General features: G+C 68.1%; 24 protein-coding genes. 8 read left to right on the top strand and 16 right to left on the bottom strand.

Annotation, left to right across the window (positions count from 1 at the left end):
• Positions 1–390: 390 nt before the first annotated feature.
• Entirely contained in the window at positions 391–696 is a 306-nt protein-coding gene (locus A3OM_RS0109665) for a ribbon-helix-helix domain-containing protein (protein ID WP_018043551.1), read from the bottom strand.
• A complete protein-coding gene (locus A3OM_RS0109660; protein ID WP_018043550.1) occupies positions 680–1,318 on the bottom strand; it encodes a ParA family protein in 639 nt (212 codons plus the stop codon). The genes A3OM_RS0109665 and A3OM_RS0109660 overlap by 17 nt, the downstream gene beginning before the upstream one ends.
• Before the next feature lie 475 nt (positions 1,319–1,793).
• On the opposite strand from A3OM_RS0109660, the gene A3OM_RS0109655 reads away from it, so the two are divergent.
• Positions 1,794–2,372: a hypothetical protein gene (locus tag A3OM_RS0109655; protein WP_018043549.1), complete on the top strand. Its 579-nt coding sequence runs from the start codon at positions 1,794–1,796 to the stop codon at positions 2,370–2,372.
• A 15-nt stretch (positions 2,373–2,387) separates the two neighbouring features.
• On the opposite strand, the gene cobF is transcribed toward A3OM_RS0109655, so the two are convergent.
• Positions 2,388–3,146, bottom strand: a complete 759-nt coding sequence (gene cobF, locus A3OM_RS0109650; protein ID WP_018043548.1) for a precorrin-6A synthase (deacetylating) — start codon at positions 3,144–3,146, stop codon at positions 2,388–2,390.
• Positions 3,147–3,188: 42 nt separating this feature from the next.
• Here cobF and A3OM_RS0109645 point away from each other — a divergent pair, with 42 nt between their 5' ends.
• The 4 genes from A3OM_RS0109645 (at position 3,189) to A3OM_RS0109630 (ending at position 9,004) form a co-directional block, all read left to right on the top strand.
• Positions 3,189–3,650, top strand: coding sequence for a hypothetical protein (locus A3OM_RS0109645; protein ID WP_018043547.1), 462 nt, complete (start codon positions 3,189–3,191; stop codon positions 3,648–3,650).
• An 86-nt stretch (positions 3,651–3,736) separates the two neighbouring features.
• Positions 3,737–5,425 (top strand): efflux RND transporter periplasmic adaptor subunit, encoded by a 1,689-nt coding sequence (locus A3OM_RS0109640; RefSeq protein ID WP_018043546.1) that lies wholly within the window; start codon positions 3,737–3,739, stop codon positions 5,423–5,425.
• 12 nt (positions 5,426–5,437) lie between these two features.
• On the top strand, positions 5,438–8,578 hold the full coding sequence (locus tag A3OM_RS0109635; protein WP_018043545.1) for an efflux RND transporter permease subunit: 3,141 nt from the start codon (positions 5,438–5,440) through the stop codon (positions 8,576–8,578).
• 15 nt (positions 8,579–8,593) lie between these two features.
• A complete protein-coding gene (locus tag A3OM_RS0109630) occupies positions 8,594–9,004 on the top strand; it encodes a DUF305 domain-containing protein (RefSeq protein ID WP_018043544.1) in 411 nt (136 codons plus the stop codon).
• Positions 9,005–9,096: 92 nt separating this feature from the next.
• Here the strand turns inward: A3OM_RS0109630 and A3OM_RS0109625 are convergent, their stop codons facing one another.
• From A3OM_RS0109625 to A3OM_RS0109610, 4 genes are all read right to left on the bottom strand, one after another.
• Positions 9,097–10,641, bottom strand: a complete 1,545-nt coding sequence (locus tag A3OM_RS0109625) for a M10 family metallopeptidase C-terminal domain-containing protein (protein ID WP_018043543.1) — start codon at positions 10,639–10,641, stop codon at positions 9,097–9,099.
• Positions 10,642–10,820: 179 nt separating this feature from the next.
• Positions 10,821–11,618 (bottom strand): 2-oxo-tetronate isomerase, encoded by a 798-nt coding sequence (gene otnI / locus A3OM_RS0109620; protein WP_018043542.1) that lies wholly within the window; start codon positions 11,616–11,618, stop codon positions 10,821–10,823.
• Between the two features lie 40 nt (positions 11,619–11,658).
• Positions 11,659–12,372: an anti-sigma factor gene (locus A3OM_RS0109615; RefSeq protein WP_018043541.1), complete on the bottom strand. Its 714-nt coding sequence runs from the start codon at positions 12,370–12,372 to the stop codon at positions 11,659–11,661.
• The gene (locus tag A3OM_RS0109610; protein WP_018043540.1) at positions 12,369–12,920 is read right to left on the bottom strand and encodes a sigma-70 family RNA polymerase sigma factor; all 552 of its coding nucleotides are present in this window, start codon (positions 12,918–12,920) and stop codon (positions 12,369–12,371) included. Before A3OM_RS0109610 ends, A3OM_RS0109615 begins: the two co-directional genes overlap by 4 nt.
• 270 nt (positions 12,921–13,190) lie before the next feature.
• Between A3OM_RS0109610 and A3OM_RS0109605 the strand changes: the two genes are divergently transcribed.
• Together A3OM_RS0109605 and trmFO are read left to right on the top strand one after the other, a co-directional pair.
• Positions 13,191–14,165, top strand: coding sequence for a S1C family serine protease (locus A3OM_RS0109605; RefSeq protein ID WP_018043539.1), 975 nt, complete (start codon positions 13,191–13,193; stop codon positions 14,163–14,165).
• A 31-nt stretch (positions 14,166–14,196) separates the two neighbouring features.
• Positions 14,197–15,627 carry a methylenetetrahydrofolate--tRNA-(uracil(54)-C(5))-methyltransferase (FADH(2)-oxidizing) TrmFO gene (gene trmFO / locus A3OM_RS0109600; RefSeq protein ID WP_018043538.1) on the top strand — a complete coding sequence of 477 codons (1,431 nt, stop codon included), beginning with the start codon at positions 14,197–14,199 and terminating at the stop codon, positions 15,625–15,627.
• 130 nt (positions 15,628–15,757) lie between these two features.
• Here trmFO and A3OM_RS26565 read toward each other — a convergent pair whose 3' ends face one another.
• The 4 genes from A3OM_RS26565 to A3OM_RS0109580 all read right to left on the bottom strand — a co-directional run bounded on the left by A3OM_RS26565 (position 15,758) and on the right by A3OM_RS0109580 (position 18,519).
• Positions 15,758–15,889, bottom strand: a complete 132-nt coding sequence (locus A3OM_RS26565) for a hypothetical protein (protein ID WP_018043537.1) — start codon at positions 15,887–15,889, stop codon at positions 15,758–15,760.
• A 6-nt stretch (positions 15,890–15,895) separates the two neighbouring features.
• Entirely contained in the window at positions 15,896–16,132 is a 237-nt protein-coding gene (locus tag A3OM_RS0109590) for a hypothetical protein (RefSeq protein WP_238253895.1), read from the bottom strand.
• 36 nt (positions 16,133–16,168) lie between these two features.
• Positions 16,169–16,693 (bottom strand): GNAT family N-acetyltransferase, encoded by a 525-nt coding sequence (locus tag A3OM_RS0109585; protein ID WP_018043535.1) that lies wholly within the window; start codon positions 16,691–16,693, stop codon positions 16,169–16,171.
• A gap of 140 nt (positions 16,694–16,833) precedes the next feature.
• Complete coding sequence (locus tag A3OM_RS0109580) at positions 16,834–18,519, bottom strand: L-lactate permease (protein WP_018043534.1); 1,686 nt, start codon at positions 18,517–18,519, stop codon at positions 16,834–16,836.
• Between the two features lie 304 nt (positions 18,520–18,823).
• Between A3OM_RS0109580 and A3OM_RS0109575 the strand changes: the two genes are divergently transcribed.
• Positions 18,824–19,747, top strand: coding sequence for a manganese catalase family protein (locus A3OM_RS0109575; protein WP_026175884.1), 924 nt, complete (start codon positions 18,824–18,826; stop codon positions 19,745–19,747).
• 228 nt (positions 19,748–19,975) lie between these two features.
• On the opposite strand, the gene A3OM_RS0109570 is transcribed toward A3OM_RS0109575, so the two are convergent.
• From A3OM_RS0109570 to yajC, 5 genes are all read right to left on the bottom strand, one after another.
• Positions 19,976–20,854 carry a phytoene/squalene synthase family protein gene (locus A3OM_RS0109570; RefSeq protein ID WP_018043532.1) on the bottom strand — a complete coding sequence of 293 codons (879 nt, stop codon included), beginning with the start codon at positions 20,852–20,854 and terminating at the stop codon, positions 19,976–19,978.
• The gene (locus A3OM_RS0109565) at positions 20,851–21,237 is read right to left on the bottom strand and encodes an MTH938/NDUFAF3 family protein (RefSeq protein WP_018043531.1); all 387 of its coding nucleotides are present in this window, start codon (positions 21,235–21,237) and stop codon (positions 20,851–20,853) included. Before A3OM_RS0109565 ends, A3OM_RS0109570 begins: the two co-directional genes overlap by 4 nt.
• Before the next feature lie 2 nt (positions 21,238–21,239).
• A complete protein-coding gene (secF, locus tag A3OM_RS0109560) occupies positions 21,240–22,187 on the bottom strand; it encodes a protein translocase subunit SecF (protein WP_018043530.1) in 948 nt (315 codons plus the stop codon).
• Between the two features lie 287 nt (positions 22,188–22,474).
• Positions 22,475–24,082: a protein translocase subunit SecD gene (gene secD / locus A3OM_RS0109555; protein ID WP_018043529.1), complete on the bottom strand. Its 1,608-nt coding sequence runs from the start codon at positions 24,080–24,082 to the stop codon at positions 22,475–22,477.
• A gap of 91 nt (positions 24,083–24,173) precedes the next feature.
• On the bottom strand, positions 24,174–24,509 hold the full coding sequence (gene yajC / locus A3OM_RS0109550) for a preprotein translocase subunit YajC (protein WP_018043528.1): 336 nt from the start codon (positions 24,507–24,509) through the stop codon (positions 24,174–24,176).
• Between the last annotated feature and the right edge of the window lie 80 nt (positions 24,510–24,589).

The following is a 24,589-nucleotide window of genomic DNA, read 5'->3' as shown; positions in this document are numbered from 1 at the left end:
ACCGCCCAGCACTCTTACGCTCTCGAAACGCCATACAGGGCTGAGGAACGGAAGAGCGATCCGGTCCGGCCGTCGAAGGCCGCCCGGAAAGAGCGGGCTTCGATTGCACAGACAATTGTCGGGTTGACGTAAAGGAAACCTGAACGCTGCGGATGGGGCTCTGATTCGCCACCCATGGCTCATCCGTCGAACGAGGGCCCGGCCCTATCGGATTGCGGGATCGAATGAAATTGCTGTTCCGAGGATGTGGATATCATGCTCCGGATCCGTCCTCCCGACCCATTGGGAAGAGATGTCGCGGGCTGATGCGGGACGTGAGAGTTCAGGTGCAAGGCTCTGACAAAAAACGATTTTCTCCTGTCGATCGTCGATATCGACAGGAGAGGGCCGTCAGCGGTGGTTGGTCTCGTTCAGCCGCTCGATCGGCATGGTCCCCCGCTGTTTGAACAGGAGGTCGAGGGCTTCGAGCATGAGCGCGTGCATCTTGGTGCGCTCGGTATGGGCGAGGTCGCGGAGCTGGTCGTAGACCGGTGGCTCCAGATAGACCGACATCTGTCGGGCACGCTCCTTCAAGGTGCTCGGGGCCTTGCGGAGGGGAACGTGGCCCGTATCGAGCTGGACGATGTCGGCGCTCCTGGCCGGGGGAACGCTTCCCGCGACGATGGAGGCGAGGCTCGGCCTAGGCGGCTTTGGCATGCTTGGCGACCTGCATCCGTTTCTCGATCCACGTCCAGAGCCTGCGTACTTCGTCGGCGGCCTGGCCCTTGGGGTTGAATTCGGTGACACCCTGACCGACGCCGATCGCGTCCTGGTGATCGGTGCGCGCGACGATGTTGACGTCCGGCAGGATGCCCAGCACGGCCAGGCCATCGGCCGCGTCGCGGATCCGGTAGGAGCGCGGCGGGGTCTGGTTCAGCACGAAGGCGAACTTCTTCTCCAGGCGGTAGACCGCGGCCAGGGTTGGCTTGAACGCGCGCAGGTCCGCCGGGGTGGGGCGGCAGGGGATGATGCAGAGATCGGCCGCGCGGATCGCCGAGAGCGTGCCTGTGGAATCGACGCCCGGCGTATCGATGAAGACGTAATCGTAGGAGGAGTCGCGCAGCTGGGCCATGACGGCCTCGATCTGTGACGCATCGATCTGCGCGACTTCCGGCCCATCCACCGTGCGGTGGTCGAGCCAGTCGCTGATCGTCGCCTGACGATCCATTTCGAGGATGCAGACCGACAGGCCGCGCTCCTGCGCCGCGACGGCCAGTGAGATGCACAGCGTGCTTTTCCCACTCCCCCCCTTCTGGGTGACGAAGGTGATGGCTTTCATACGGGAGCCCTTCTCGCGTCCTGAGATGTCGCCTCCTGCCGTGCCGGGACGATCCCTCGGCCCAAAAAGCCGATCGAATCCCCTGCCTCGGATGGTCACCGGTCGGGCTCGCAGCCGCCGTCCCGTGACACCAGGATGCCCTGATCCCGGTTTTGGCCCGTCATGGTTAACCAGTGGTTAAGGGCGGGGCCGGGGATCGGCGCGTGCCGTGAACCGGGGATCGAGATCGCGACGAACGATGCCGCCTGCGTTCGACCCCAGGGCCTCAGATCAATCTCAGGTTGCCAAAAATTCCCGCAGGGCGTGTCTTGCCCTTCCAATAGGAGGCTTCGACGTTTAGGTTGCCGCTGACATCGCGGGTCGACGGGAATTATCAACTTCAGGTAAATTCGATGCGAGGGCGATCCCTGCCTCGTGTCGATCCGCGGTCACACGTTTCGTCCCCAGCGATCCGCCGCGGCGGCCCAGGAGATCCATGCCTGCGCGCACGAGCCTTCTCTCCGGTGACACGGACGGAATCCTGGCGGCACTCGACGCGTCGGGCGTCGTGGGCGTCTGGTCCCACGACGTCTGGGCCGGCCGGATCGTCGTCTCGGACTCCCTCGCGGACGTACTCGGTCTCGTTCGGGAAGCGGCGGGCGTGAGTCTCGACGCATTCCTGGCGACGATTCTCGCCGAGGACCGGCTTCGCGTGGAGAACGCCCTGCATGCCGCCGTCGAGGCGGGCGGCCCGTTCGAGATCGCGTTCCGGACGGTTCGAGGCGAACGCCGGCTCGGCTTGCGCGGACGGATCGACCGGGGCGAGGCCACCGGGCGGGCGAGAGGCCTCGGCATCGCCATCGATCGCAGCGAGGACCGGGCAAGTCTTCACCAGCCCGCCCTGCACGCAGAGGCTGCGGCCAACCGCATGGCGGAACACGCCATCGCCCTGCACGACCTCGCGGCCGACCTCCACCAGCCGAGACTGGTCGCGGTTCTCGACTGCCTGATGCGGGAGATCGCCTTCACCCTGGCCGGCCACCTCGGAGGCGCACGGCGTCCGCGCGAACATTGAGGGCGAGGATCCGGCTCAATCCGCGGGCCTGCGCAGGAGGTAGATGTCCATGATCCAGCCGTGGCGCGCCCTCGCCTCGGTCCGGAGGCGCCGGATCTCGCCGGCGACGTCGCCGAGGCGGCCCGACAGGGTGATCTCGTCGTCGCTCCCGAGATAGGCGCCCCAATAGATCGTCAGGTCCGGGTCGAGATGGGCGAAGGTCGGGTCGCCGTCGAGCATCACCACGGTGGTGTCGGCCTCGGCGGACAATCCTCCGGCGATCTGGCGCCCGGTTGTGATCTGCACCGGCGCACCGATGCGGTTGAGGGCGATGCGGTGGCTCGCCGCCAGGGCCTGAACGCTGGTGATGCCGGGAATCACCCGATGGTCGAAGGCGAGGCGCCCCCGCGCCACGATCCGGTCGATGATCCGCAGGGTGCTGTCGTAGAGCGAGGGATCGCCCCAGACCAGGAAGGCGCCGGTGCCGTCCTCGGGAAGCTCGCGCGCGATCATCGCCTCGTAGAGAGCCGCACGGGCGCCGTGCCAATCCTCCACGGCGACGCCGTAATCGGCCGGATTCCGGTCCCGCTCCGGGTCCTGCGCCTCGACGATGCGGTAGGGGCGGTCCTCGATGTAGCGCTCGCAGATCTCCCGGCGCAGGGCGACGAGGTCGGCCTTCTCTCCTCCCTTGTCGAGGACGAAGACCACATCCACCGTATTCAAGGCCCGGATCGCCTGGATCGTGACGTGCTCCGGATTGCCGGTGCCGATGCCGATCACGAGGATCTGTCTCACGCGTCTAGCCTTCCGAGTTGCGATCGGCCCTGTCGCGGGCGCATGCCCTATGCTACGCTCTTCGCCGACATGAAACCCATCCGGCGCAATCTGGACCGGAGCCTCGCGCTCTGGCTGATGACGGTGATCCTCGCGATCGCCGGCTTCGGCATGTCGTCGCCCGCGAGCGCCCATACGGGCCACGGGCACGATGGCGGTGCCCCTGTCGCATGGGTCCAGGCCCTGGACTCCCTCGATGCGCTGGCCGTCCGGGCGAATGCCGCCACCCCCGGCATGCATGAGATCGTGTCCGTCCTGCGGGCGGAACCCCATCTCGGCTGTGCCGGACCCTGCTGCACCGGTCCTTGCGGAGCCGCCTGCTGCTGCGCCATCGGCCTGGCACCGGCCGACGGGGATATGACGTCCGCAGCCGGCTTGACCGGTCCCGTTCCCGTGGGCGCCATCTCCGCCCGTACGGACGTCGCTCCGGATTCTCCGTCCGAACCGCCGAGACCCTTCGCCTGACGTAACGACGGCGTTCCGCGCCCGGCCGCCTGACGGCGCCGCGTGGAAAGCCGTCCCTGCTTCATCGGCGTCGAGGTTCTTCCATCATGTCCATCGTTTTCCCGGCAGCCCTGCGCCTCGTCGCGGCGTGCGCCATCGCCTGGGCGGCCCTGTCCGGCGCGGTCCTGTCCCATGAGGGCCATTCCCACGGAGACGAGGCCCCTGCCCTGCCCGTCGCGGCGGCCGCACCCCGGGCCGAGGCGAAGTCGGAGCGCTACGAACTCGTCGCCACCGTGCAGGGCCACGATCTCGTCTTCTATCTCGACGCATTCGAGACCAACACGCCGGTCACCGACGCCACCCTCGCCCTCTCGACGCCGGACGGACGCAGGAAGGCGGAACTCCAGACCGATGGCACCTACCGGCTCCCGGCGCCCTGGCTGGAGGAATCCGAGCACCACGACCTCCTCGTCGCGGTGACGGCGGAGGGCAGCACCGACATCCTTTCCCTCGATCTCGACCTGCCGGCCGCCAAAGCCGCGTCGCCGACGTCCGATTCGGCGGCCACCGCTTCCCTGGTCGAGCGCCTGACGCACCAGCCGCCCTCCGTCACCGCCGCCGGAGGCTTCCTCCTCGGCCTCGGCGCCGTCGTCCTGATCCGCCGTCGGCGCACGATTCCCATCGTCGTCGTCCTGGCGGTCACGGCGACGATCGTGCTGGGCAGCGCCGCCCTCGCCCATGAAGGCCACGATGCCGCGCCGGCCGAGGGGGGGATGATGGCGAGCCCGCCCTCCGGCGGCGCCGACCGGGCCAAACGCCTGGGCGACGGATCGATCTTCGTGCCCAAATCCCTGCAGCGGCTCCTCGTCCTGCGCACCGCCGTGACGGCGACCCAGAGCGTGGCCCGCACCGTGGCCCTGCCCGGCCGGGTCATCGCCGACCCCAATGCCAGCGGCGTGGTGCAATCCTCCGTGGGCGGCCGCCTGGCCCCTCCGGCGAACGGCTTCCCGCGCCTCGGAACCCGCGTGACGCGCGGCGAGGTCCTCGCCACCGTCACCCCGCCGGTCCAGGCGGTGGACGTCTCCGACATGCGCCAGCGCCAGGGCGAGCTCGACCAGCAGATCGCGATCCTCGACCGGCGCGTGGTCCGGTTCGAGCGTCTGGCGGGGACCGGCGCCGTGGCGCAGACCCAGCTCGACGATGCCCGCTCCGAGCGCGACGGGCTCAAGGACCGCCGCGCCGCCCTCGACACGGTCCGCGGCTCGCCCGAGGCCCTGGTCGCACCGGTGGACGGGGTCATCGCCGAGGCGAGCGCCACGGCGGGCGCCATGGCCGCCCCCGGCACCGTCGTCTTCCGCATCGTCGATCCGGGCAAACTCTGGGTCGAGGCGCTGAGCTTCGAGGCCCTGTCGCCGGAAGGCTCGGCGACGGCCCGCCTCGGGGACGGGCGCAGCCTTGCCCTGACCTATCGCGGGGCCGGCCTCGCCGACCGCAATCAGGCGGTGCCGGTGCAATTCGCGGTGGCGGGCGAGTCCACCGGCCTTCGGCTCGGCCAGTTCGTCACCGTCCACGCCCCCCTGACGGGGGAGCGGAGCGGCCTCGCCGTGCCGCGCTCCGGCATTCTGCGGGCGGAGGGCGGCAGCGTGGTCTACGAGCATGTCGGCGCCGAGCGCTTCGTGGCGCGCAGCGTCCGCACCGATCCCCTCGATGCCGACCGCACGCTCATCGCCGACGGTCTCGAGCCGGGACGGCGCGTCGTCGTGCAGGGCGCCGAACTCCTCGACCAGATCCGCTGAGGAACCGCGAAGATGTTCGGCCTCATCGTCGCGCAATCCCTGCGCAACCGCCTCCTCGTGGTGGCGCTCGCTTTCGCCCTGGTCCTGACCGGCGCGCTCTCCCTCGCGCGCCTGCCCGTCGACGTGCTCCCCGACCTCAACCGGCCCACGGTCACGATCCTGACCGAAGCCGAGGGCTTCGCCCCCACGGAGGTGGAGCAGCGGGTGACCTACCCGATCGAGACCCGCATGAACGGCCTGCCCGGCGTCAGCCGGGTGCGCTCGGTCTCCGGCATCGGCCTGTCCATCGTCACGGTGGAGTTCGAGTGGGACACCGACCTGTTCCGGGACCGGCAGTTCGTCAACGAGAGGCTGGCGCTCGCGCGCTCGGAACTGCCGCCCAACGTGGTCCCGCAGATGGGGCCGGTCTCCTCGATCATGGGCGGCATCCTGCTCGTCGCCGTCACCTCGAAGACCGCGACCCCGATGCAGGTGCGCGAGACCGCCGACTTCACCTTGCGCCCGCGCCTGCTCTCGATCCCGGGCGTGGCGCAGGTGATCCCCATCGGCGGCGAGGTGCGCCAGTTCCGGGTCGCCCCCAATCCCGCCGCCATGCGGGCGCTCGGCGTCACCGACGAGGCCCTCGCCCGCGCCCTCCAGAATTACGGCGGCAATGCCGGCGGCGGCTATTCCGAGGCCGGCGGCCGCGAGGTCCTGATCCGCGCGCTCGGCCGCACCACCGATCTCGACGACCTTCGCAATCTCGTCGTCACGACGCCGGGCGGTCCGGTCTACCTGCGGCAGGTCGCCGAGATCGCCTTCGGGGCGCGGCCCAAGCGCGGCGACGGCGGCTTCATGGGTAATCCCGCCGTGGTGGTCTCCATCGAGAAGCAGCCCGGCATCGACACCGTGCGCCTGACCCGCGAGGTCGAGGCGGCGCTCAAGGAGATCGGCCCCTCCCTGCCGCACGGAATCGAGGCCGGCAACGTCCTGTTCCGACAGGCGGACTTCATCGAGACGTCGCTTCGCAACGTGATCACGGTGCTGATCGAGGCCGTGGCCGTGGTGGCCGTGGTGCTGTTCGCCTTCCTGATGAACGTACGGACCACGCTGATCTCGCTCGCCGCCATTCCCGTCTCGATCCTCGCCACCGCCACGGTGTTTTCGCTGCTCGGACTCTCCATCAACACGATGACGCTCGGCGGCCTCGCCATCGCCATCGGAGAGCTGGTGGACGACGCCGTCGTCGATGTGGAGAACATCCTGCGGCGCCTGCGCGACAACCGGGCGGAGGGTTCGCCTCGCAGCACCTTCTCGGTGATCGTGGACGCCTCGAACGAGGTGCGCTCCGGCATCGTCTATGCCACGATCATCATCTGCCTCGTCTTCGTGCCGCTCTTCGCCCTGTCGGGCATCGAGGGCCGGCTCTTCGCGCCGCTCGGCCAGGCCTACATCATCGCCATCCTGTCGAGCCTCGTGGTCTCGCTGACCCTGACGCCCGCCCTCTCCTCCTGGCTGCTTCCCGGCCTCAAGAGCCTCGACCATCCCGAGAGCCGGCTGATCCGCGGCCTCAAGCGCGCCAACGGGCGCCTCGTGGAGACGGCCTTCGCCCATCAGCGCCTCGCCATCGTCTGCGCGATCGCCGCGGTGGTCGCCGCCGGCTATGGCGCGGGACGCTTGCCCCGCGCCTTCCTGCCGACCTTCAACGAGGGCTCGTTCACGGTCACCACCACCTTCACCCCTGGCATCTCGCTCGCCGAATCCGCCCGCGTCGGCGCCATCGCCGAGCGCCTGCTCCTAGACATCCCCGAGGTGGACAAGGTCGGGCGCCGCACGGGCCGCGCCGAACTCGACGAGCATGCCGAGGGCGTCCATTCCACCGATCTGGAGATCCGCCTGAAGCCCGGCGGGCGCGAACGCCCGGCCATCGTCGCCGACATCAGGGGGCGGCTGTCCGTCCTTCCGGTCACGGTGAATGTCGGCCAGCCGATCTCGCACCGGCTCGACCACATGCTCTCCGGTGTCCGGGCCGAGATCGCCCTGAAGCTGTTCGGCGAGGATCTCGACGCGCTGCGCCGCACCGCCGAATCCCTGCGCGAGACCTTGTCCGGCATTCCGGGCGTCGCCGACCTCCAGGTGGAGCGGCAGGTGCGCGTTCCCCAGATCGAGATACGGGTCGATCCGGCCAAGGCGGCGCTCTACGGTGTCTCCCCCGCGACGGTGGTGGAGACGGTGGGGAACCTCGCCAACGGCCGCGTGGTCTCGACCCTGGTGGACGGCCTTCGCCGCTTCGACGTGATCCTGCGCCTGCCCGAGAGCGGCCGCTCCATGACGGCCTTGCGCGAACTCCTCATCGAGACGCCCTCGGGCTGGGTGCCCGCCCACGCCCTGGCCGATATCGCCGAGCGCGACGGTCCCAACCAGATCCAGCGCGAGAACGGCCGCCGCCGCATCGTGGTCCAGGCCAACACCGTGCCGGGCTCGGACGGCTCGAAGGTCGCCGCCGACATCGCGCAGGCGCTGGCCCGGACGACGCTGCCGGAGGGGATCAGCGCGCGCCTCGAAGGCGCGTTCGAGGCACAAGGGGAGGCGACCCGCAGGATCGGCCTCCTCGGACTCGTCTCCTTCGCCCTTGTCTTCGCGCTGTTGGCGAGCCGCTACCGCTCCGGCGTGCTGGCCCTCATCGTCATGGGCAACGTGCCGCTCGCCCTCATCGGCAGCGTCGTCGCCCTCACCATCGCCGGGCTGCCCCTCTCCGTGGCCTCGATGATCGGCTTCGTGACGCTCACCGGCATCGTCGCCCGCAACGGCATCCTGAAGATCAGCCACGTGCTGAATCTCGGCCTCAGCGAAGGGCTGCCCTTCGGCCCGGCCCTGGTGCTGCGGGCGAGCAACGAGCGCCTCGTGCCGGTGTTGATGACGGCGCTCGCCGCCGGCATCGCCCTGGTGCCGCTCCTCCTCGACGGGACCGCGCCGGGCAAGGAGATCCTGCACCCGGTCGCGGTGACGATCTTCGGGGGGCTCATCAGCGCGACCCTGCTCGATGCCGTTCTGACGCCCGTCCTGATGCTGCGCTTCGGCGGCCCCGCCTTCGCTCGATTGCGCGAAGCGCCCGGCGATGACACGCCCTCCCCGGTGACGGGGGCCGCCCCCTCCCAGCCCGCAACCTTCTGACGACAGGAACCTTGCATGACGCCGACCCTCGTTACCGCGATCCTGGCCTTCGCCCTGGCCTCCCCGGTTCTCGCCGCCGAGCATCGGCACGACGACGGCACCGTGCACACCGACAGCCACGATCACGGCCCGAAGACGCCCGCAAAGGGCAAGGCCGCCGACACCCCGGCGACGCGCGCCTTCAAGGAGGCGGCGATGCGCATGCATGGCGACATGGAGATCCGCTATTCCGGCGACGTCGACCGCGACTTCGCCGCCGGCATGATCCCGCACCACAAGGGCGCCCTCGCCATGGCCAAGGTCGCGCTTCAGTATTCGAAGGATCCGGAGGTCCGAACCCTGGCCGAGGCCATCGTCAAGGCGCAGGAAGCCGAGATCGCCCAGATGGAGGCGATCCTGAAGCGAACCGATCCCGCCAAGAAGTGAGGCTCCCGCCTCGCCCCTGAACACTGTCGCTCAGGGGAGCCTCCGCTTGTCGTCCCAACGCCGGACCGGTCGCCTCGTCGACGGTGGGAAACCTAGACGACGAGGACATCCGCGAAGGTCAGGAGCACTTTCGTATCGATGACGGCGACGGTGCGGGCGGTGCCCGCGCCGCTCCCGTCGGCATCGTAGGAGAGCGTGCCGGTCGTGGCGTCGTAGAGAACCCGGTCATCCGCATCGGTCGGCCCCGACGAGAGGTCCTTGAACGCGTTCTCCGCGAGGGGGCCGGCGCGAAGGGCCGTGAAGACCTTGCTCGAGAGCGCGACGACATCCTCGGCGACGGAGAAGTCGCGGATGTGATCCGTGTTGCCGGTTCCGGGCCGCGTGCGGAACAGGAAGGTATCCGCCCCCTCCCCGCCGGTGAGGACGTCGTTTCCGGCCCCGCCCGTCAGCATGTTGGCGGCGCCGTTGCCGGTGATCGTATTGGCGACGGCGTTGCCGATGCCATCGACTGCGTTCGAGCCGAAGAGCCTCAGAGCTTCGAGATTCGTGCCGAGGCGGTGGCTGGCCGAACTCAGCACGTGGTCCGTACCGCTCCTGGCCGCCTCCTCGATCGTGTCGCGGCCGTCCGTGACATAGGTGTCGTTCCCGAGCCCACCGCTCATACGGTCGGCCCCCCGTCCGCCGTCCAGCCGGTTGGCGCCGTCGTTGCCGATGAGGATGTCGTCGCCCGCCCCGCCCTTCGCCTTCTCGATGGAGACACCGTTGGCGATGGTCACGCCGCCGGTCAGGGTTTCCGACGTGGAGAGCCAGCCGCCCCCGCCGATCTCGGCTTTCAGGGTCGCGGCGCGCAGGTCGATCTTGGCCGCGCTCGACCCCTCATAGACGATCGTATCGGAGCCGCCCGTGTCCCAGATCGTGGTGTAGCCGCGGTTGGCATCGACATCGTCGCTGAAGCGGTAGACGTCGTTGCCGGTGTTGTGGGCGCGGGCTCCGTAGAGATGCTGCAGGGCCGCGATGTCGATGGCACCGAAGGAGCCCGGCTGGGCGTTGAGCGGCGTATTCTCGTCGTGCTCGGGTGTGAACGGGTTGTCCTCGCCCCAGAACGGGAAGGTGTATCCCATCACCGTGTAGATCTGGGAATTGAGGTTGCCGGTGCCGAAATCGCCCGGCTCGACGACGCCCGGCAGCTTGCCGTTCTCCCCGTCATGGGGGTGGCCGAGCCCCAGGCTGTGGCCGATTTCGTGGATCCAGGTTTCGGAATAGGTGCCGAGGCGGACCACGTCCGCGGCCCCTTTCACGCTCGTCGGGTCGATGCCCACCGCTGTTTCCAGCGAGGTGGTGCCCGGGGCGGGCGTGCCGGATTCGCCGCCTCCGCCGACATCGAGCCGCTGGATCAACTGGGCCCGAGCCACGCTGCCTTCGACGAAATCGACATTCGCGACGCTGCTGACGGTGTCGTAGATCTCCCTGTAGAACGCCTTCCAGTCGCCCTCGGAGAAATCGTCGATCCCGTTCGCATCGATGTCCTGCGCCTTGAACCCGTAGGTCAGGGTCGCGGCGTTCCAGGCGCCGCCGAGGATGAGGCTGTCCACGACGGCGTTCCCCGTCACGCCGACGGGTTTGAAGAGGTCAGCCATCGATTGATCTGTCCCTTGGGGAAAAGCTTCTGGAAGCTTGGCCGTTCGAGCCAGCCGGGGCAGTCCCTAACCACGATGCCGCGTCATAAACAATTGACGGTCCCACACCTCCGCGGCGAACCGTGCCAGGTGAAAGCGGTATGCTTCATCGGGTTCGGGAGGGAAGCGGCCTCACCGCGCTAAATCCGTGCTCGTCCGCTCGCACAGGCGCTCAGCCAGCCGAGCCCATCCTCGGTTCGGCCACGCGGATTGTACTCGCACCCGACCGAGCCCGAATATCCGAGCCGGTCGAGTTCGGCGAAGACGAAGGCGTCGTTCACCTCCCCCGTGCCGGGCTCGTGGCGCGCCGGTACGCTCGCGACCTGGACATGGCCGATCAGCGGCAGGAGTCGGGTCAGCCGCGTGGTGACGTCTCCGTGCAGGATCTGGCAGTGGAAGATGTCGAACTGGAGCTTGAGGTTGGCGAGACCCTCCGCGCGCAGCTCCACCACGAGATCGGCGGCGGCATCGACATCGTCGAGGAAATAGCCCGGCATGGAGCGGCGGTTGATGGGCTCGATCAGGAGGTCGATGCCATGCTCGGCAAGGCGCCCGGCGGCGTGGCGCAGGGATCGGCGATAAGCTTGCCCGGCTTGGCTGTCGCGCCCGTCGGCCAGGCCCGCCATCATGTGCAGGCGCGGGCAGCCGGTCGCCAGCGCATAGGCGAGCGCCGTCTCGACCCCGGCGGTGGTCTCATCGAAGCGGTCTGGCAGAGCGGCGAGACCGCGCTCACCGGCCATCCAATCGCCGGGCGGCATGTTGAACAGGACGAGGTTGAGCCCGTGCGCGGCGAGGCGCGCGGCGATCGCCTCCGGCGAATGCTCGTAGGGGAACAGGAACTCCACCGACGTGAACCCGGCACGGGACGCGGCCTCGAACCGATCGAGGAAGGCGTGCTCCGTGAAGAGCAGCGTCAGGTTGGCGGCAAAGCGCGGCATGGGAGGGCTCCATGGTGGCGGGGTCCCATCCGGGCCGTCCTCAATCGCGGATCAGCTTGCCCGTATAGACGACGGGGCCGGTGGGCAGGCCGGTGGCCGAGCCGTTCGGCGGCTCCACCGAGACGGCGAAGACACCCTCGCCGCGCCGCGCGGCCTCGGATCCGGCGGGCAGAGCCAGGCGTGCGGCGTCCTTGCCGATCAGCCCGAGGGATTTCGGCGTCTTGTCGGCTCCCACATACCACAATTCGAGGCTGCGTCCCGCCGGCGCCTCGGCGCCCACCGGGCGTACCCGCGCGGTTCCCGCCGCCGTATCGATGCTGACGATGAGGGCCGGCGCCTCGCCGCCGCTGCTGACCACGGCGACGTAGCGTGTCTCGCCCTCCATGCCGGGACGGGGGCCGACGGCGATGAACAGGGCGAGCCCGGCGGCCAGGGCTCCGGCGCCCGCCGCTGCCGCCCGCCACAGACCGAGCTTGCGCGACAGGGCGGTCACGCGGTTGTCGTTCGCCGCCGGAGACGCGGAGGAGCGGTGGGGCAGCGCGCGCAGGATCGCCGGCCACACGCCCTCGCCCGGCTCGATCTCCGGTATGGCGGCGGCGAGGGGCGCCAGCCGGCGCTCCCACTCCCGCACGGCGGCGCGTGCGGCGGGATCGACCGCGAGTTCGAGATCCATGGCGGCGCGCTCGGTGGCGTCGAGCGTGCCGATGACGTATTCGGCGGCGCGCAGGTCGCGCTCGGCGGGGTCCTCGGTCATGCCGGCCCCTCCAGGCAGCCGCGCAGGGCCGCGAGCCCGCGATGCAGCCAGGTCTTGATGGTGTTGACGGGACGCGCGAACCGCTCGGCCAGCTCTTCCCGCGAATGGCCCTCGCAATAGGCGAGCACGATGCAGTCGCGCTGCGTCGCCTCCAGGCGGGACAGGCAGGTGCGAAGGGCGTCCCGCCCGAGAATCGCACCTTCGCTGTCATGCGGATCGGCCAACCGTTCCACCCAATCCTCTCCGTCCTCGCTCACCGGCCCCTGCACCTCGCCCTTGCGCCGAACCCCGTCGATCGCCCGGTTGCGGGCGATGGTGCAGAGCCACGGCAACGGGCGGCCCGCTTCCGGAGAGAACGAACCGGCATTCTGCCAGATGCGCAGGTAGACGTCCTGGAGCACGTCTTCCGCCATACCGCGATCCCGTTGGATACGGAGCACGATGCCGAAAAGTTTCGGAGCGGTGAGATCGTAGAGAGCCCGAAGGGCCTGCTCGTTGCCGGATGCCACGGCCGCGATCAGTCGCGCCAGTGCCGCGTCGTCACGCAAGGGTCGGGGCATCCTCTCGGCACGACATGATACGACCGTTCGATCTGGCGGGAACGTTGCAAGCGAGTCTTAATGGAGCGGACGCGCGCCGGCTACTGCATGGCGCGCGATCGATGGGGATCGGCATCCCTTCTCTCAATGCTGATCTGCGTGCGGCCGGGCGTGGGTGTTCGACGGCGAGCCGGCGACCTATCTCCCGCAGACGGCCGCCGATCCTTCGAGGATGTGGGGCCGCGGAACTCCCAGGCGCAGGACAAGGATACGGGATTCATGACGTCGCACGGAGACTGGAAAATTCCCGCCGCCGTGCAGCCCAAGGCGGGCGATTACGCGTACGACCTCGACAGGGCCCTGTCGGCGATCGTGTCGCTCTCGACACGCATCCCGCCGGAGGCGTTCACCGCCGAGACCCTGGGCACGGAGCGGGCCGGCAACGGCGTGGTGATCCGCGAAGACGGCCTCGTCCTCACCATCGGTTACCTCGTCACCGAGGCGGACAGCGTCTGGATGACGACGCATGACGGACGCTCGGTCCCCGGCCATGTGGTCGGCTTCGACGCCGTCACCGGGTTCGGCCTCGTCCAGGCCCTGGGCGACCTGGCGCTGCCGCCGCTTCCCATCGGACGCTCGGCCAGCCTGAAGATCGGCGACAAGGCGGTGGTGGCCGGAGCCGGCGGACGCACCCGCTGCGTCGCCGCCGAGCTGATCGCGCGACAGGAATTCGCGGGCTATTGGGAATACGTCCTCGACGAGGCCCTGTTCACCGCGCCCTCGCACCCGCATTGGGGCGGCACGGCCCTGATCGGTCCGGCCGGCGACCTCCTCGGCATCGGCTCGCTGCAGCTGCAGCAGGGCGGCGCGGAAGGCCCGAAGGCGATCAATCTGGTCGTTCCCATCGACCTCCTGCCGCCGATCCTCGAGGATCTGACCACTCGCGGGCGCGCGGATCGTCCGACCCGGCCCTGGCTCGGTCTCTATGCCAGCGACAGCGACGGGGCGGTGGTGGTGATGGGGCTCGCCGATGACGGCCCCGCCGAGAGCGCGGATCTGCGCGTGGGCGACGTGCTCGCGGCGGTGGCTGGCGAGCCGGTGGAGGATCTCGCCGGGTTCTTCCGTCAGGTCTGGGCACTGGGCGAGGCGGGGGTGCGGGTGCCGCTCACGATCGAGCGTGACGGGCGTCCGATCAAGCTCGTCGTGACGTCGAGCGACCGCGAGCGTTTCCTGGTCTCGCCGCAGCTGCATTGATCGGGACGGGACGCGGGTCTATCCCGTGCCCATGACGGACCGAGCAGACACTTCCCCCATCCATATCGTCGGCGGCGGCCTCGCCGGGTCCGAGGCCGCCTGGCAGATCGCCGAGAGCGGTCATGCTGTGGTGCTCCACGAGATGCGCCCGGTGCGTGCCACCGAGGCGCATCACGGTCAGGACCTGGCCGAGCTCGTCTGCTCGAACTCGTTCCGCTCGGACGATGCCAACGGCAACGCCGTCGGCCTGCTGCACCAGGAGATGAGGACGCTCGGTTCGCTGATCCTGCGCGCTGCCGACGCCAACCAGGTGCCGGCCGGCGGCGCGCTCGCCGTGGACCGGAACGGGTTCGCCGCCGCCGTCACCGCCGCTCTGGAGGCGCATCCCCTCGTCACCATCGCCCGCGAAGAGGTCGAGGGGCTGCCGCCGGAGGAATGGGGCCGGACCATCATCGCCACCGGCCCCCTCACTTCGCCCGCCCTGGCGGAAGCGATCCGCGGCCTTACCGGGGCCGAGGCGCTGGCCTTCTTCGACGCCATCGCGCCCATCGTCCACCGCGACTCCATCGACATGGACAAGGCCTGGTTCCAGTCGCGCTACGACAAGGTCGGGCCGGGCGGGACGGGGGCCGATTACATCAACTGCCCGATGAACCGCGAACAGTACGACGCCTTCATCCAGGCGCTGATCGCGGGCGACAAGATCGGGTTCAAGGAATGGGAGGCGACCACCCCCTATTTCGACGGCTGCCTGCCGATCGAGGTCATGGCCGAGCGCGGGCCCGAGACCCTGCGTCACGGCCCGATGAAGCCCGTCGGCCTCACCAACCCGCACGATCCCACGGTGAAGGCTTGCGCCATCGTCCAGCTGCGCCAGGACAATGCGCTGGGCACCCTCTACAACATGGTCGGCTTCCAGACGAAGCTGACCTATTCTGAACAGGTCCGGGTGTTCCGCACGATTCCCGGCCTGGAAAACGCCGAATTCGCGCGTCTCGGCGGCCTCCACCGCAACACCTATCTCGATTCACCCCGTCTCCTCGACGGGACCCTGCGCCTCAAGGCCCGGCCGAGCCTGCGCTTCGCCGGACAGATCACGGGCTGCGAGGGCTATGTCGAGAGCGCCGCCATCGGCCTCATGGCCGGTCGCTTCGCCGTGGCCGAGGCACGCGGCGAGACCCTGGCGCCGCTCCCCGCCACCACGGCGCTCGGCGCCCTCATCGGCCACATCACCGGCGGCCACATCGCAGCCGAGGAGGTCGGGAGCCCCCGCTCGTTCCAGCCGATGAACGTGAATTTCGGCCTGTTTCCGCCCCTCGCCCAGTCCCCGAAGGGCGAAGGCGGCAAGCGCCTGAAGGGGCCGGAAAAGGCGGTGGCGAAGAAGCGCGCCTATACCGACCGGGCGCGGGCGGATCTGGCTTCGTGGATGAGAGGCGAGGCGGTACCGATCGCGGCGGAATAGACGGCGCGTGCGCATGCCCTCTCCCCGCGTAGGGGGCGGGGGACATGCGAACCAAGACTTCGGTTTTTCCAGCGAACGCTTTCGGGGCAGTGCCACCAGAAGCCGCAACCGACCTCAGGTCCGTCCACGATCAATCGCGTGATGCGGGCTCGGTGCGGCGTGGGTGGCGCCGGTCGAAATCCATCGCCGCGAGCTTGAGCGCGGACAATCCACCAACGATGAGAATGGCGGCGAGGCCGGCGATCTGCAGGGAGAGCGTCATCGAGCTTCAATCCTCACTGCGCATGAATCGAAGAGCAGCGTGCCCCGCTAAATGTAGTGCGAGGGCAGCGAAAATCAAAATCCAATGTCCTCCGCTGAGCACGCCATATTGGCCTTGCGCGAGCGGCACGACGAAGGCGGCGCCGAATGTTGCAATCGACAAGGCGTTGAAGAGCGTCGCGAGAAGCTTGACGTGCTCATTGAACCGCTTGGCAAGAAATTTTCTATTGCCGCCTTCGGTCACGCCTCCCTCCGCGGCTGCGATTCCGACATCGTCCAATCACACCGGATCCAGCGAAAAGATGCGCCGGCCCGGCCGGTGGCCCTCGTCACCGGTATCGCGAAACCCGGTCTTGAGAAGGAGGCCGCGCGAGGCTTCGTTCTCGGGCCGGCACTCGGCGACGATGAAGCGGTGGGGGAAGCGCTTGCGCAGGATCGCGATGGCCCCCGTCACCGCCTCGCTGCCGTAGCCCTGGCCCCGGGCGCCGCCGCCGACCCAGTAGCCGAGTTCCACCGCGTGCTCGCCACGCAGGTGGAGACCGACCACCGCCACGAGAACGCCGTCGGCCTTGGCCCCGAGGAAGCAGTCCTTGGTCGGCTTCCCCCTGCCGATCAGGCGGCGGGCATGATCGAGGGTGAAGGGATCGGGCAGGAAATCCACCGCTCCCGTGATCGCCTGATCGTCGGTGAGGGCCTGGACCGCCTCCGCATCCGCCTGGACCAGCGGCGCGAGACGCAGGCGTGCGGTCGCCTGCGCGGGCAGGTTCGACAGGGAGTAGCGCGAGGCGAGCGTGCGGAAGAACATGGCTTCCGTGGTGGAGCCGCGCGGCCACGAGGGCAAGATCCCTCTTCGCCGAAGGGCTGGTTCCTCGCGCGGCGCGACAAAAATGAAACCCGCCCCGGCATCGCCGGGACGGGTCATCGATCCGGCCTATCGGTTCGCCCTTACGGATGGATGACCATCGCGTTGAACGGATAGACGTAGGCCTGCAGCATCACGAGCACGCCGACGAGGCAGGCCAGCACGATGGAGTGCCAGAACACGAAGCGCAGGATCTTGCTCTCCTGGCCGAAATAGCCGGTGGCGGTGGAGGCGACGACGATCGACTGGGCGTCGATCATCTTGCCCATGACGCCGCCCGACGAGTTCGCCGAGGCCATGAGGATGCCCGACAGGCCGAGCTGTTCCGAGGTGATTTTCTGCAACCCGCCGAACAGGACGTTCGACGCGGTGTCGGAGCCCGTGAGCGCGACGCCGAGCCAGCCCAGCAGGGTGCCGAAGAACGGGTAGAGGATGCCCGTGCCCGCAAAGGCGAGACCCAACGTGGCATCGACGCCCGCGTAACGGGTGAGCACGCCGAGCGCCAGCATCGCCGAGATGGTGATGAGCGAGTAGCGCAGCACCCAGATGGTCTCGATGTAGGCGGTCACGAGGCGCCAGGGCGAGAACCGCATCAGGAGGCCGGAGATGATGGCCGCGAACAGCACGCCGGTGCCGGTGTAGGACATGTAGGCGAACTTGAAGACGGCAGGCTCCGGATGGGCGGTGGCCACCACGGGGGGCACCTTCATGATGACGTTGTGCAGGCCCGGCACCGGATAGTTCCAGATGAAGATCGGGTCGACGATGTCCTTGAAGAACTTGGTGCCCCAGATCGCCACGATCACCGAAAGGATGATCCACGGCACCCAGGCCAGCAGGATCTCGGAAGAGGTGGCGGTGCGGGTGGCGGCGGCGGCCTTGGGGCCGTCGACGGTGGTGACGTAGCCGATGGACGGATCGTTGCCGCGAAGCGCCGGCGAGGTCCAGATCACTGCCGGGCGCCAGAAGCGCAGGAACAGCACCAGGGCGCCCATGGAGACGAGCGCGGCGCCGATGTCGACGATCCACGGGTTGACGTAGTTCGAGATGCCGAACTGGGCGAGCGCGAACGAGCCGCCGCAGACGAGGATGGCGGGCCAGATCTGCAGCATCCCGCGGAAACCCGCGAACACGCAGATCAGCCAGAACGGCACCAGCACCGAGAAGAACGGCAGCTGCCGGCCGATCATGGCGCCGAGAACGTAGGGGTCATAGCCGGTCACCGAGGCGAGGCCGGCGATGGGCGCTCCGAGCGCGCCATAGGCCACCGGGGCGGTGTTGGCGATGAGCGACAGGCCCGAGGCGGCCAGCGGCGAGAAGCCGAGGCCGATCAGGATGGCGCCGGTGACCGCCACGGGGGTGCCGAAACCGCCCGCTCCTTCGAAGAACGCGCCGAAGGCGAAGGCGACCAGCAGCAGCTGGAGCCGCCTGTCGGTGGTGATGCCGGCTACCGACTGCTGCAGGGTGGCGAACCAGCCCTTCTCCACCGTGAGCCGGTAGAGGAAGATGACGTTGAGGATGATCCAGCCGATGGGGAAAAGCCCGAGGGCGATGCCGTAGCCGGAGGCGCGGGTGGCCAGATCCGCCGGCATGCCGAACAGGAAGACGGCGACGCAGAACGCCAGGACAAGGGAGAGGACAGCGGCGATGTGAGCCTTGACCTTGCCGCTGGCGATCATGCCGAGCAGGGCGATCACCGGCAGGGAGGCGGCCAGTGTCGAGAGCCAAGGGCTCCCGAACGGGTCGTAGACTTGATTCCAGGTATTCACGGGCGTCGCGCTCCTCGGTGAGCCCGATCTCTCGCCGGGCCCTTGACATCGTAGCTAGCAGAGCAGTGGAGCAGGCTCAACGCGAAGAATCTTGTATTCAGATCATGTTGCGCGCGTGCTTCGCTTTCTGTCCGCCGAGACCGGAGACGCTCCAAAAACAGCAAGGCATGTCCTTCGAAACGCAAGCGGAGCCGTTCCAAAACGGAAGCGAAGCCGCTGTGCGACCTGTCGCAGCCTCGGAACATGAGAGTGGGGAGACCGTTCCCGTTGGTATCCTGCATACCGGCGATACGGAGATAAACCTATGTTTATGCGAGTCGACAAGCTACAAGCCGAGCTTCCCGCACCCAAAAGGAAAGATCCGAACGCCGCTGCGGCCCTGCAGGAATTGCTAGGCGGTAAGTATGGGGAGATGTCGACTCTTGGGAATTACATGTTCCAGAGCTTCAATTTCCGCAGCAAGTCTAAGCTACGCCCGTTCTATAGCCTCGTTGCCGCGATCACCGCCGAGGAGCTGGGCCATGTGGAGTTGGTGAGCAATGGCGTCGCCATGCTCAACAACGGCCCCGACAATGACGGCGACGAGAAAGATGGCGGCGACATTTCGGGTGCGCCCTTCGAGGACATGAAGGACATTCGCCTTGCGGCCGCGTTCCTGTCGAATGGCGGTGGCGTCACCCCGGTGAACAGCAACGGCGCGTCCTGGAACAACGATTTCATCACCACCACCGGCAACGTGGTCGTCGATCTGCTCCACAATTTCCATCTCGAATGCGGCGCCCGCCTGCACAAGCTGCGCGTCTACGAGACCCTGACAGACCCCACGGGCCGTGAGGTCTGCGGCTACCTTCTCGTGCGCGGCTCGGTCCACGCCCATGCCTACGCCCTGGCATTGAAGAAGATCACAGGCGTCGAAATCGAGAAGTTCCTGCCGACGCCGAACATCAACCTCGACAAGATTCCCGAATGCCAAAAATACCTGCAGGAGGGCTCGCACCGCCGGCTCTACACCTTCAGCCCCGGTGACTACACGGAGATGGCCGGCATCTGGGGCAATGGCGAGATGGCTCTGCCGGGTGATCCGCCGGGCGAATTGTCGGTGGTCGAGGGCATGCCCGACGGCGGCAAGATCCACCAGCTCACCGGCGTCCCTTCGGCCTTTACCCCGGACTACGCCCCGCAGGAGATGTTCGAGATCGCGGAGAAGCTGACGAAGAAGGCACGCTGAAGCCTTGGCCTCCCGACGGAGTACTGTCGGGGGGCTTTTCTTTCGTTTCGTGCGACGGGCAGGAATGCAGTCCGGGGTGCACGCCCTCCCACCCACCACCTCATCCTGAGGCGCCGGAGTGAAGCGCAGGCCTCGAAGGAGGCCTCCAGTTCGCGCCGCGGGTACTGGAGGTTTCCTTCGAGGCCGCTGCGCGGCGTCTCAGGATGAAGTGGCAGGTTGGGGGAAATCTCATCCCCTTCTTGACCCCCTCCAGAGGCGCCACAGCCGCCGCCAGCGCGGCAGGGCGATGATCGTGTTGAGCGGGTCGTAGCCCGGCCGCTCCATCATCGCGAGGCTCGGTTCCACCAGGGCCGTCGGCAGGAAGGCGGGCAGAGCGGCAGGCGCGATGGTGGCTCGCGCGTCCTCGAAGGCCTTAAGGTGGCGCCGGGCCAGGGTCCGCAGATCGGCCGTCGCCCCGAGGAGACCGGGGCCGCCGCGTCCCGTGACGATGTCTTCGCGGGTGACGCCATGATCCTTGAGGATATCGGCCGGCAGGTAGACCTGCCCGTTGCGGGCGTGCCACGGCAGCGCCCGCAGCAATCCGACGACACCGAAGGCGACACCGGCATGGCCGGCGGCTGCGGCGCCCCCCGGCTCCGCGCCGTCGCAGAGGACGAGGCCGCCGAGGCGGATGAGCGAGGAGGCGGTCTCCCCGCAATAGCCTTCGAGATCGTTCACCCGCGGCATCGGATCGTCGTAGAGGTCGAAGACGCGGGCATCGATCAGATCGACGAAGGGTTGGCGCCCGAGCTTGCGCTTGACGATGGCGTCGTCCAGCGCGGCGGCCACCGGGTTGGCCTTCACGTCCCCCCTCGCCTCCCCCTGCAGCGCGTCGCGCCACCATTGCAGGCGGATCTCGCCCGCCATCGGGTTGGTGACGGCGTCGCGCACGCGGGCGATGGTGAGGCTGAAGGCGGCAAGCGCGAAGAGATGCGGCCGGAAGGCTGCCGGCGCGAACAGGGTGGCGAAGTAGCGGTCCGGGTCGCCCTCGCGGACAAGGGCCTCGCAATGCGAGAAGGCGAAGGCGAGGGGTTCGGCCGTTCCGGGGCTGGTCTCGGTCTTCGTCACGCGACCGCGATCATCGCGGCGGCGACCTTGCGGTTCTCCGCCATCAGGATGTTGTAGGTCCGCGCGGCGGCCCCCGTCTGCATCACGTCCAGGCCGATTCCGTTGTCCTTGAGCCAGCGGCGCAGATTGTCCGGAAACGGCGCGATGTCGAGGCCGGTGCCGATGAGGAGGAGCTCGACCGCCCCCGCCTCGGCCACGACCGGGCGCAGGGCGTTGCGGTCGATGGCCTTGGCCTCCACGACATCCCAGGCCCTGATGCCCCCCGGCGTCACCAGGATCGAGCCGCGATGCGACATGTCGGCGAAGCGAAAGCCGCCATTGCCATAGGCGTCGATGAGGTGGCGCCCGGGAACGAACCCGTCATGCAGGCTGCCCTCCGCCATTTCTACTCCGCCGCCTGGGGCACGCGGCCGCCGGTGGGACGGCTCTGCGACTTCACGCCCGACAGCATCAGGCCGAGATAGATCAGGACCGGGGTCGACACGAAGATCGCCGAATAGGTGCAGATCACCACGCCTGCGAGCATCACCACGGCGAAGCCCTGGATCGCCTCTCCGCCGAACAGCACCAGGGCGAGCAGCGACAGGAAGGCGGAGGTCGCCGTCATCACCGTGCGCGACATGGTGGAGTTGATCGACAGGTTGAGCAACTCCACCGTGGGAATGGTCTTGTAACGCCGCATCAGCTCGCGGGTCCGGTCGAACACCACCACTGTCTCGTTCAGCGAGTAGCCGACGATGGTGAGGATCGCCGCGATCGAGGTCATGTTGAACTCGATCCGGCTGATGACGAAGATGCCGATGGTGAGCACGATGTCGTGCAGGGTCCCGACGATGGCGCCGAGCGCCAGTTCCCGCTCGAAGCGGAACCAGAGGTAGAGCAGCACCGCGAGCACCGACAGCACCACGCCGAGCGTACCCGACTGAACGAGCTCGCCCGAGACGCGCGGTCCCACTGTCTCGGTGCGGCGGAACTCGTATTCCGCGTCGAAAGCGCCGTGCGCCTTCTGCATCACCGCCGTCTGGCCCTGCTCGCCGGGCTGGAGCGGGAAGCGGACGAGGATCTGCCCGTCGCCGCCGAGTTCCTGCACCTCGGTCTCGCCGAAGCCGAAGCTGTTGGCGGTGTGGCGCACGGCGGCCACGTCGGCCGTCTTCGATTTCGCCTGCAGCTCCACCAGGGTGCCGCCCTTGAAGTCGATGCCGAAATTCAGGCCGACCGTCAGGAACAGGATCACCGTCCCCACCGACAGCAAGGCCGAGAGCGGGAAGGTGAAGCGCCGGAAGCGCATGAAGTCGACGTGCGACTCATCGGGCCAGAGGCGGAGCAGACGCATGTTCGGTCTCGGTCTTTCGGCAATGAGGTCGATCGGGTCGTCGAAAAGAGCGCGTCCGGTTCCACCGCACGTCCGTCATTCCGGGGCGCCCGCAGCGCGAGCCCGGAATCCAGGCACACAGGTGGAGGTTCTCCTGGCAATCCCGGGTGTCTGGATCCCGGGCTCCGCTTAGCGGCCCCGGGGTGACGGGATTGTTTTGCAGATGGACGGATCACTCGAAAACCGGATCGGGCTCCTCTCGCAAACTGTGAATGCTCGGACTGATTTCAGAACGGCAGAGCTTTGTTTCAGAACGGCAAGGCCTTGGGTCGGGCGTAGTTGTACCACAGGGCGATCATCATGCGGGTGAGCGTCACTGCCGTGATGACGGTGGTGAGGATGCCGAGGATGAACACCACGGCGAAGCCCTTCACCGGGCCGGAGCCGAGGAAGAACAGGATCAGGGCGGCGATGGCCATGGTCGAGTTCGAATCGATGATGGTGGCGAAGGCCTTGTCGAAGCCGGCCTGCAGGGCCGAGACGATGGAGCGTCCCGCCCGCACCTCTTCCCGCACGCGCTCGTAGATCAGCACGTTGGAATCCACCGCCGTGCCGATGGTGAGCACGATGCCGGCGATGCCCGGCAGGGTCATGGTCGCCTCCAGCACCGACATCAGGCCGAGGATGAGGCCCACATGGACGAGGAGGGCGATGTTGGCGAAGAAGCCGAATACCCCATAGGTGGCGAACATGAAGACGATGACGAGGATGCCGGCGACCATGGTCGCCTTCTTGCCCGCCTCGATGGAATCGTTGCCGAGGCCGGGGCCGACCACGCGGCGCTCGACCACGGTGAGCTTGGCGGGCAAGGCGCCGGCGCGCAGCAGGATCGAGAGGTCGTTGGCCTGCTTGACGGTGAAGTTGCCGGTGATCTGGCCCGAACCGCCGGTGATCGGGGTGTTGATGCGCGGCGCCGAGACGACCTCGTTGTCGAGCACGATGGCCATGCGGCGGCCGACATTCTCCGAGGTCGCCTGACCGAAGCGCTGGGCGCCCTTCAGGTTGAACTTGAAGCTCACCATGGGCTCGTGGCTCTGCTGGTCGAAGGCCGGCTGCGCGTCGGTGAGATCGCCGCCATCGGCCATGACCCGGCGCTCCACCGGTACCTTGCCGCCGCCCTCGTCCTTGTTGGTGAGCATGTCCACGTCGCCGGAGGGCGAATCGGCGAGCATGCGGAATTCGAGCTTGGCGGTCTTGCCGAGCTGATCCTCGAGCTGCTGCGGGTCCTGCAAGCCCGGGACCTGGACGAGGACGCGGTCGGCGCCCTGCTGCTGGATCGAGGGCTCTTTGGTGCCGCCGAAATCGATGCGGCGGCGGATAACTTCGATGGCCTGGGTCACGGCCCGGCGGGTGCGGTCGGTGAGGCCGGCATCGGTGAGCAGGAGCTGGATCGTGCCGTCGGGCCGGTCTGTGACGTCGAGGGTCTGGCCGCCGGCCTGGGCCACCATGGCGTTGGAGATCGGCTGGGACAGTTCGCGCAGCTTTGGCAGGGCCTTGGCGCGGTTGGCCGGATCGGAGATGCGGATCTGGACGCCACGCGGGATCACTTGGATTCCGCCTTCTGGGGTGATGCCGGCCTCGCGCAGGGTGCGGCGCACGTCGTCGCGCAGACCCGTGGTTTGCGAGCGGATCAGGTCGTTCCGGTCGATCTCGAGGAGGATCTGCGAGCCGCCCTGGAGATCGAGCCCCAGCACGATGGCACGCTGGGGCACGATCCAGCTCGGGAACCAGCCCGGCAGGGAGGCCATGAAGCCCTTGCGCTGCTCGGCCGAGAAGAAGCTCGGCACGGCGAGGCTCAGGCCGATGAGGATGACGGCCAGCGTCGCGACGATCTTGGTTCTCGAAAAGCGCAGCATCCGCCCGTTCCGTTTCTTCTTACGATGCCGGTGTTTGCACCGGCATCTTCAAGCGGTGCCTAAGGCAGCCGCGCGTGACGGCCCCGGGATGTCAGGCCGCTTTGACCGTGCCGCCCTTGACGCGGACTTCCGAAATCATGGTGCGGACGATCTTCACCCTGACGTTCGGGGCGATCTCGACCTCGATCTCGGAGGCCTCGTCGGCAACCTTGGTGACGCGGCCGACCAGCCCGCCGGTGGTGACGATGGTGTCGTCCCGGCGCACGTTCTTCACGAGGGCCTGATGCTCCTTCACGCGGCGCTGCTGCGGGCGGAGGATCAGGAAGTACATGATGACGAAGATGAGGACGAACGGCACCACCTGCAAGGCGATGTCCGCTCCGCCAGCGGCCGCGGTGGCCCCTTGCGCGAAGGCGGGGGTAATCAAGCGGGTGACTCCTTGGGCTGAGCCGGTCCTGGGGAGCTGCGCGCAGGCGGGTATGGGCGCGTCAGGACAGGTCGAAAAGC

It is taken from the genome of Methylobacterium sp. 88A, from assembly GCF_000376345.1.
Classification (GTDB): Bacteria; Pseudomonadota; Alphaproteobacteria; order Rhizobiales; family Beijerinckiaceae; genus Methylobacterium; species Methylobacterium bullatum.
Note: the sequence above shows the minus strand (reverse complement) of the source record. Positions and strands in the feature narration are given on the sequence as shown.

What these genes read in the sequence shown, in the direction of transcription:
- A3OM_RS0109615 (WP_018043541.1), bottom strand. Translation starts at nt 12,372, where the DNA reads ATGACCGAGGACCCCGCCGAGCGCGACCTGCGCGCCGCCGAATACGTC.
- A3OM_RS0109665 (WP_018043551.1), bottom strand. Translation starts at nt 696, where the DNA reads ATGCCAAAGCCGCCTAGGCCGAGCCTCGCCTCCATCGTCGCGGGAAGC.
- otnI (WP_018043542.1), bottom strand. Translation starts at nt 11,618, where the DNA reads ATGCCGCGCTTTGCCGCCAACCTGACGCTGCTCTTCACGGAGCACGCC.
- A3OM_RS0109605 (WP_018043539.1), top strand. Translation starts at nt 13,191, where the DNA reads ATGACGTCGCACGGAGACTGGAAAATTCCCGCCGCCGTGCAGCCCAAG.
- secF (WP_018043530.1), bottom strand. Translation starts at nt 22,187, where the DNA reads ATGCGTCTGCTCCGCCTCTGGCCCGATGAGTCGCACGTCGACTTCATG.
- A3OM_RS0109630 (WP_018043544.1), top strand. Translation starts at nt 8,594, where the DNA reads ATGACGCCGACCCTCGTTACCGCGATCCTGGCCTTCGCCCTGGCCTCC.
- A3OM_RS0109565 (WP_018043531.1), bottom strand. Translation starts at nt 21,237, where the DNA reads ATGGCGGAGGGCAGCCTGCATGACGGGTTCGTTCCCGGGCGCCACCTC.
- secD (WP_018043529.1), bottom strand. Translation starts at nt 24,082, where the DNA reads ATGCTGCGCTTTTCGAGAACCAAGATCGTCGCGACGCTGGCCGTCATC.
- A3OM_RS0109660 (WP_018043550.1), bottom strand. Translation starts at nt 1,318, where the DNA reads ATGAAAGCCATCACCTTCGTCACCCAGAAGGGGGGGAGTGGGAAAAGC.
- A3OM_RS0109585 (WP_018043535.1), bottom strand. Translation starts at nt 16,693, where the DNA reads ATGTTCTTCCGCACGCTCGCCTCGCGCTACTCCCTGTCGAACCTGCCC.
- A3OM_RS0109645 (WP_018043547.1), top strand. Translation starts at nt 3,189, where the DNA reads ATGCCCTATGCTACGCTCTTCGCCGACATGAAACCCATCCGGCGCAAT.
- A3OM_RS0109635 (WP_018043545.1), top strand. Translation starts at nt 5,438, where the DNA reads ATGTTCGGCCTCATCGTCGCGCAATCCCTGCGCAACCGCCTCCTCGTG.
- A3OM_RS0109655 (WP_018043549.1), top strand. Translation starts at nt 1,794, where the DNA reads ATGCCTGCGCGCACGAGCCTTCTCTCCGGTGACACGGACGGAATCCTG.
- A3OM_RS0109625 (WP_018043543.1), bottom strand. Translation starts at nt 10,641, where the DNA reads ATGGCTGACCTCTTCAAACCCGTCGGCGTGACGGGGAACGCCGTCGTG.
- A3OM_RS0109640 (WP_018043546.1), top strand. Translation starts at nt 3,737, where the DNA reads ATGTCCATCGTTTTCCCGGCAGCCCTGCGCCTCGTCGCGGCGTGCGCC.
- trmFO (WP_018043538.1), top strand. Translation starts at nt 14,197, where the DNA reads ATGACGGACCGAGCAGACACTTCCCCCATCCATATCGTCGGCGGCGGC.
- A3OM_RS26565 (WP_018043537.1), bottom strand. Translation starts at nt 15,889, where the DNA reads ATGACGCTCTCCCTGCAGATCGCCGGCCTCGCCGCCATTCTCATCGTT.
- A3OM_RS0109575 (WP_026175884.1), top strand. Translation starts at nt 18,824, where the DNA reads ATGTTTATGCGAGTCGACAAGCTACAAGCCGAGCTTCCCGCACCCAAA.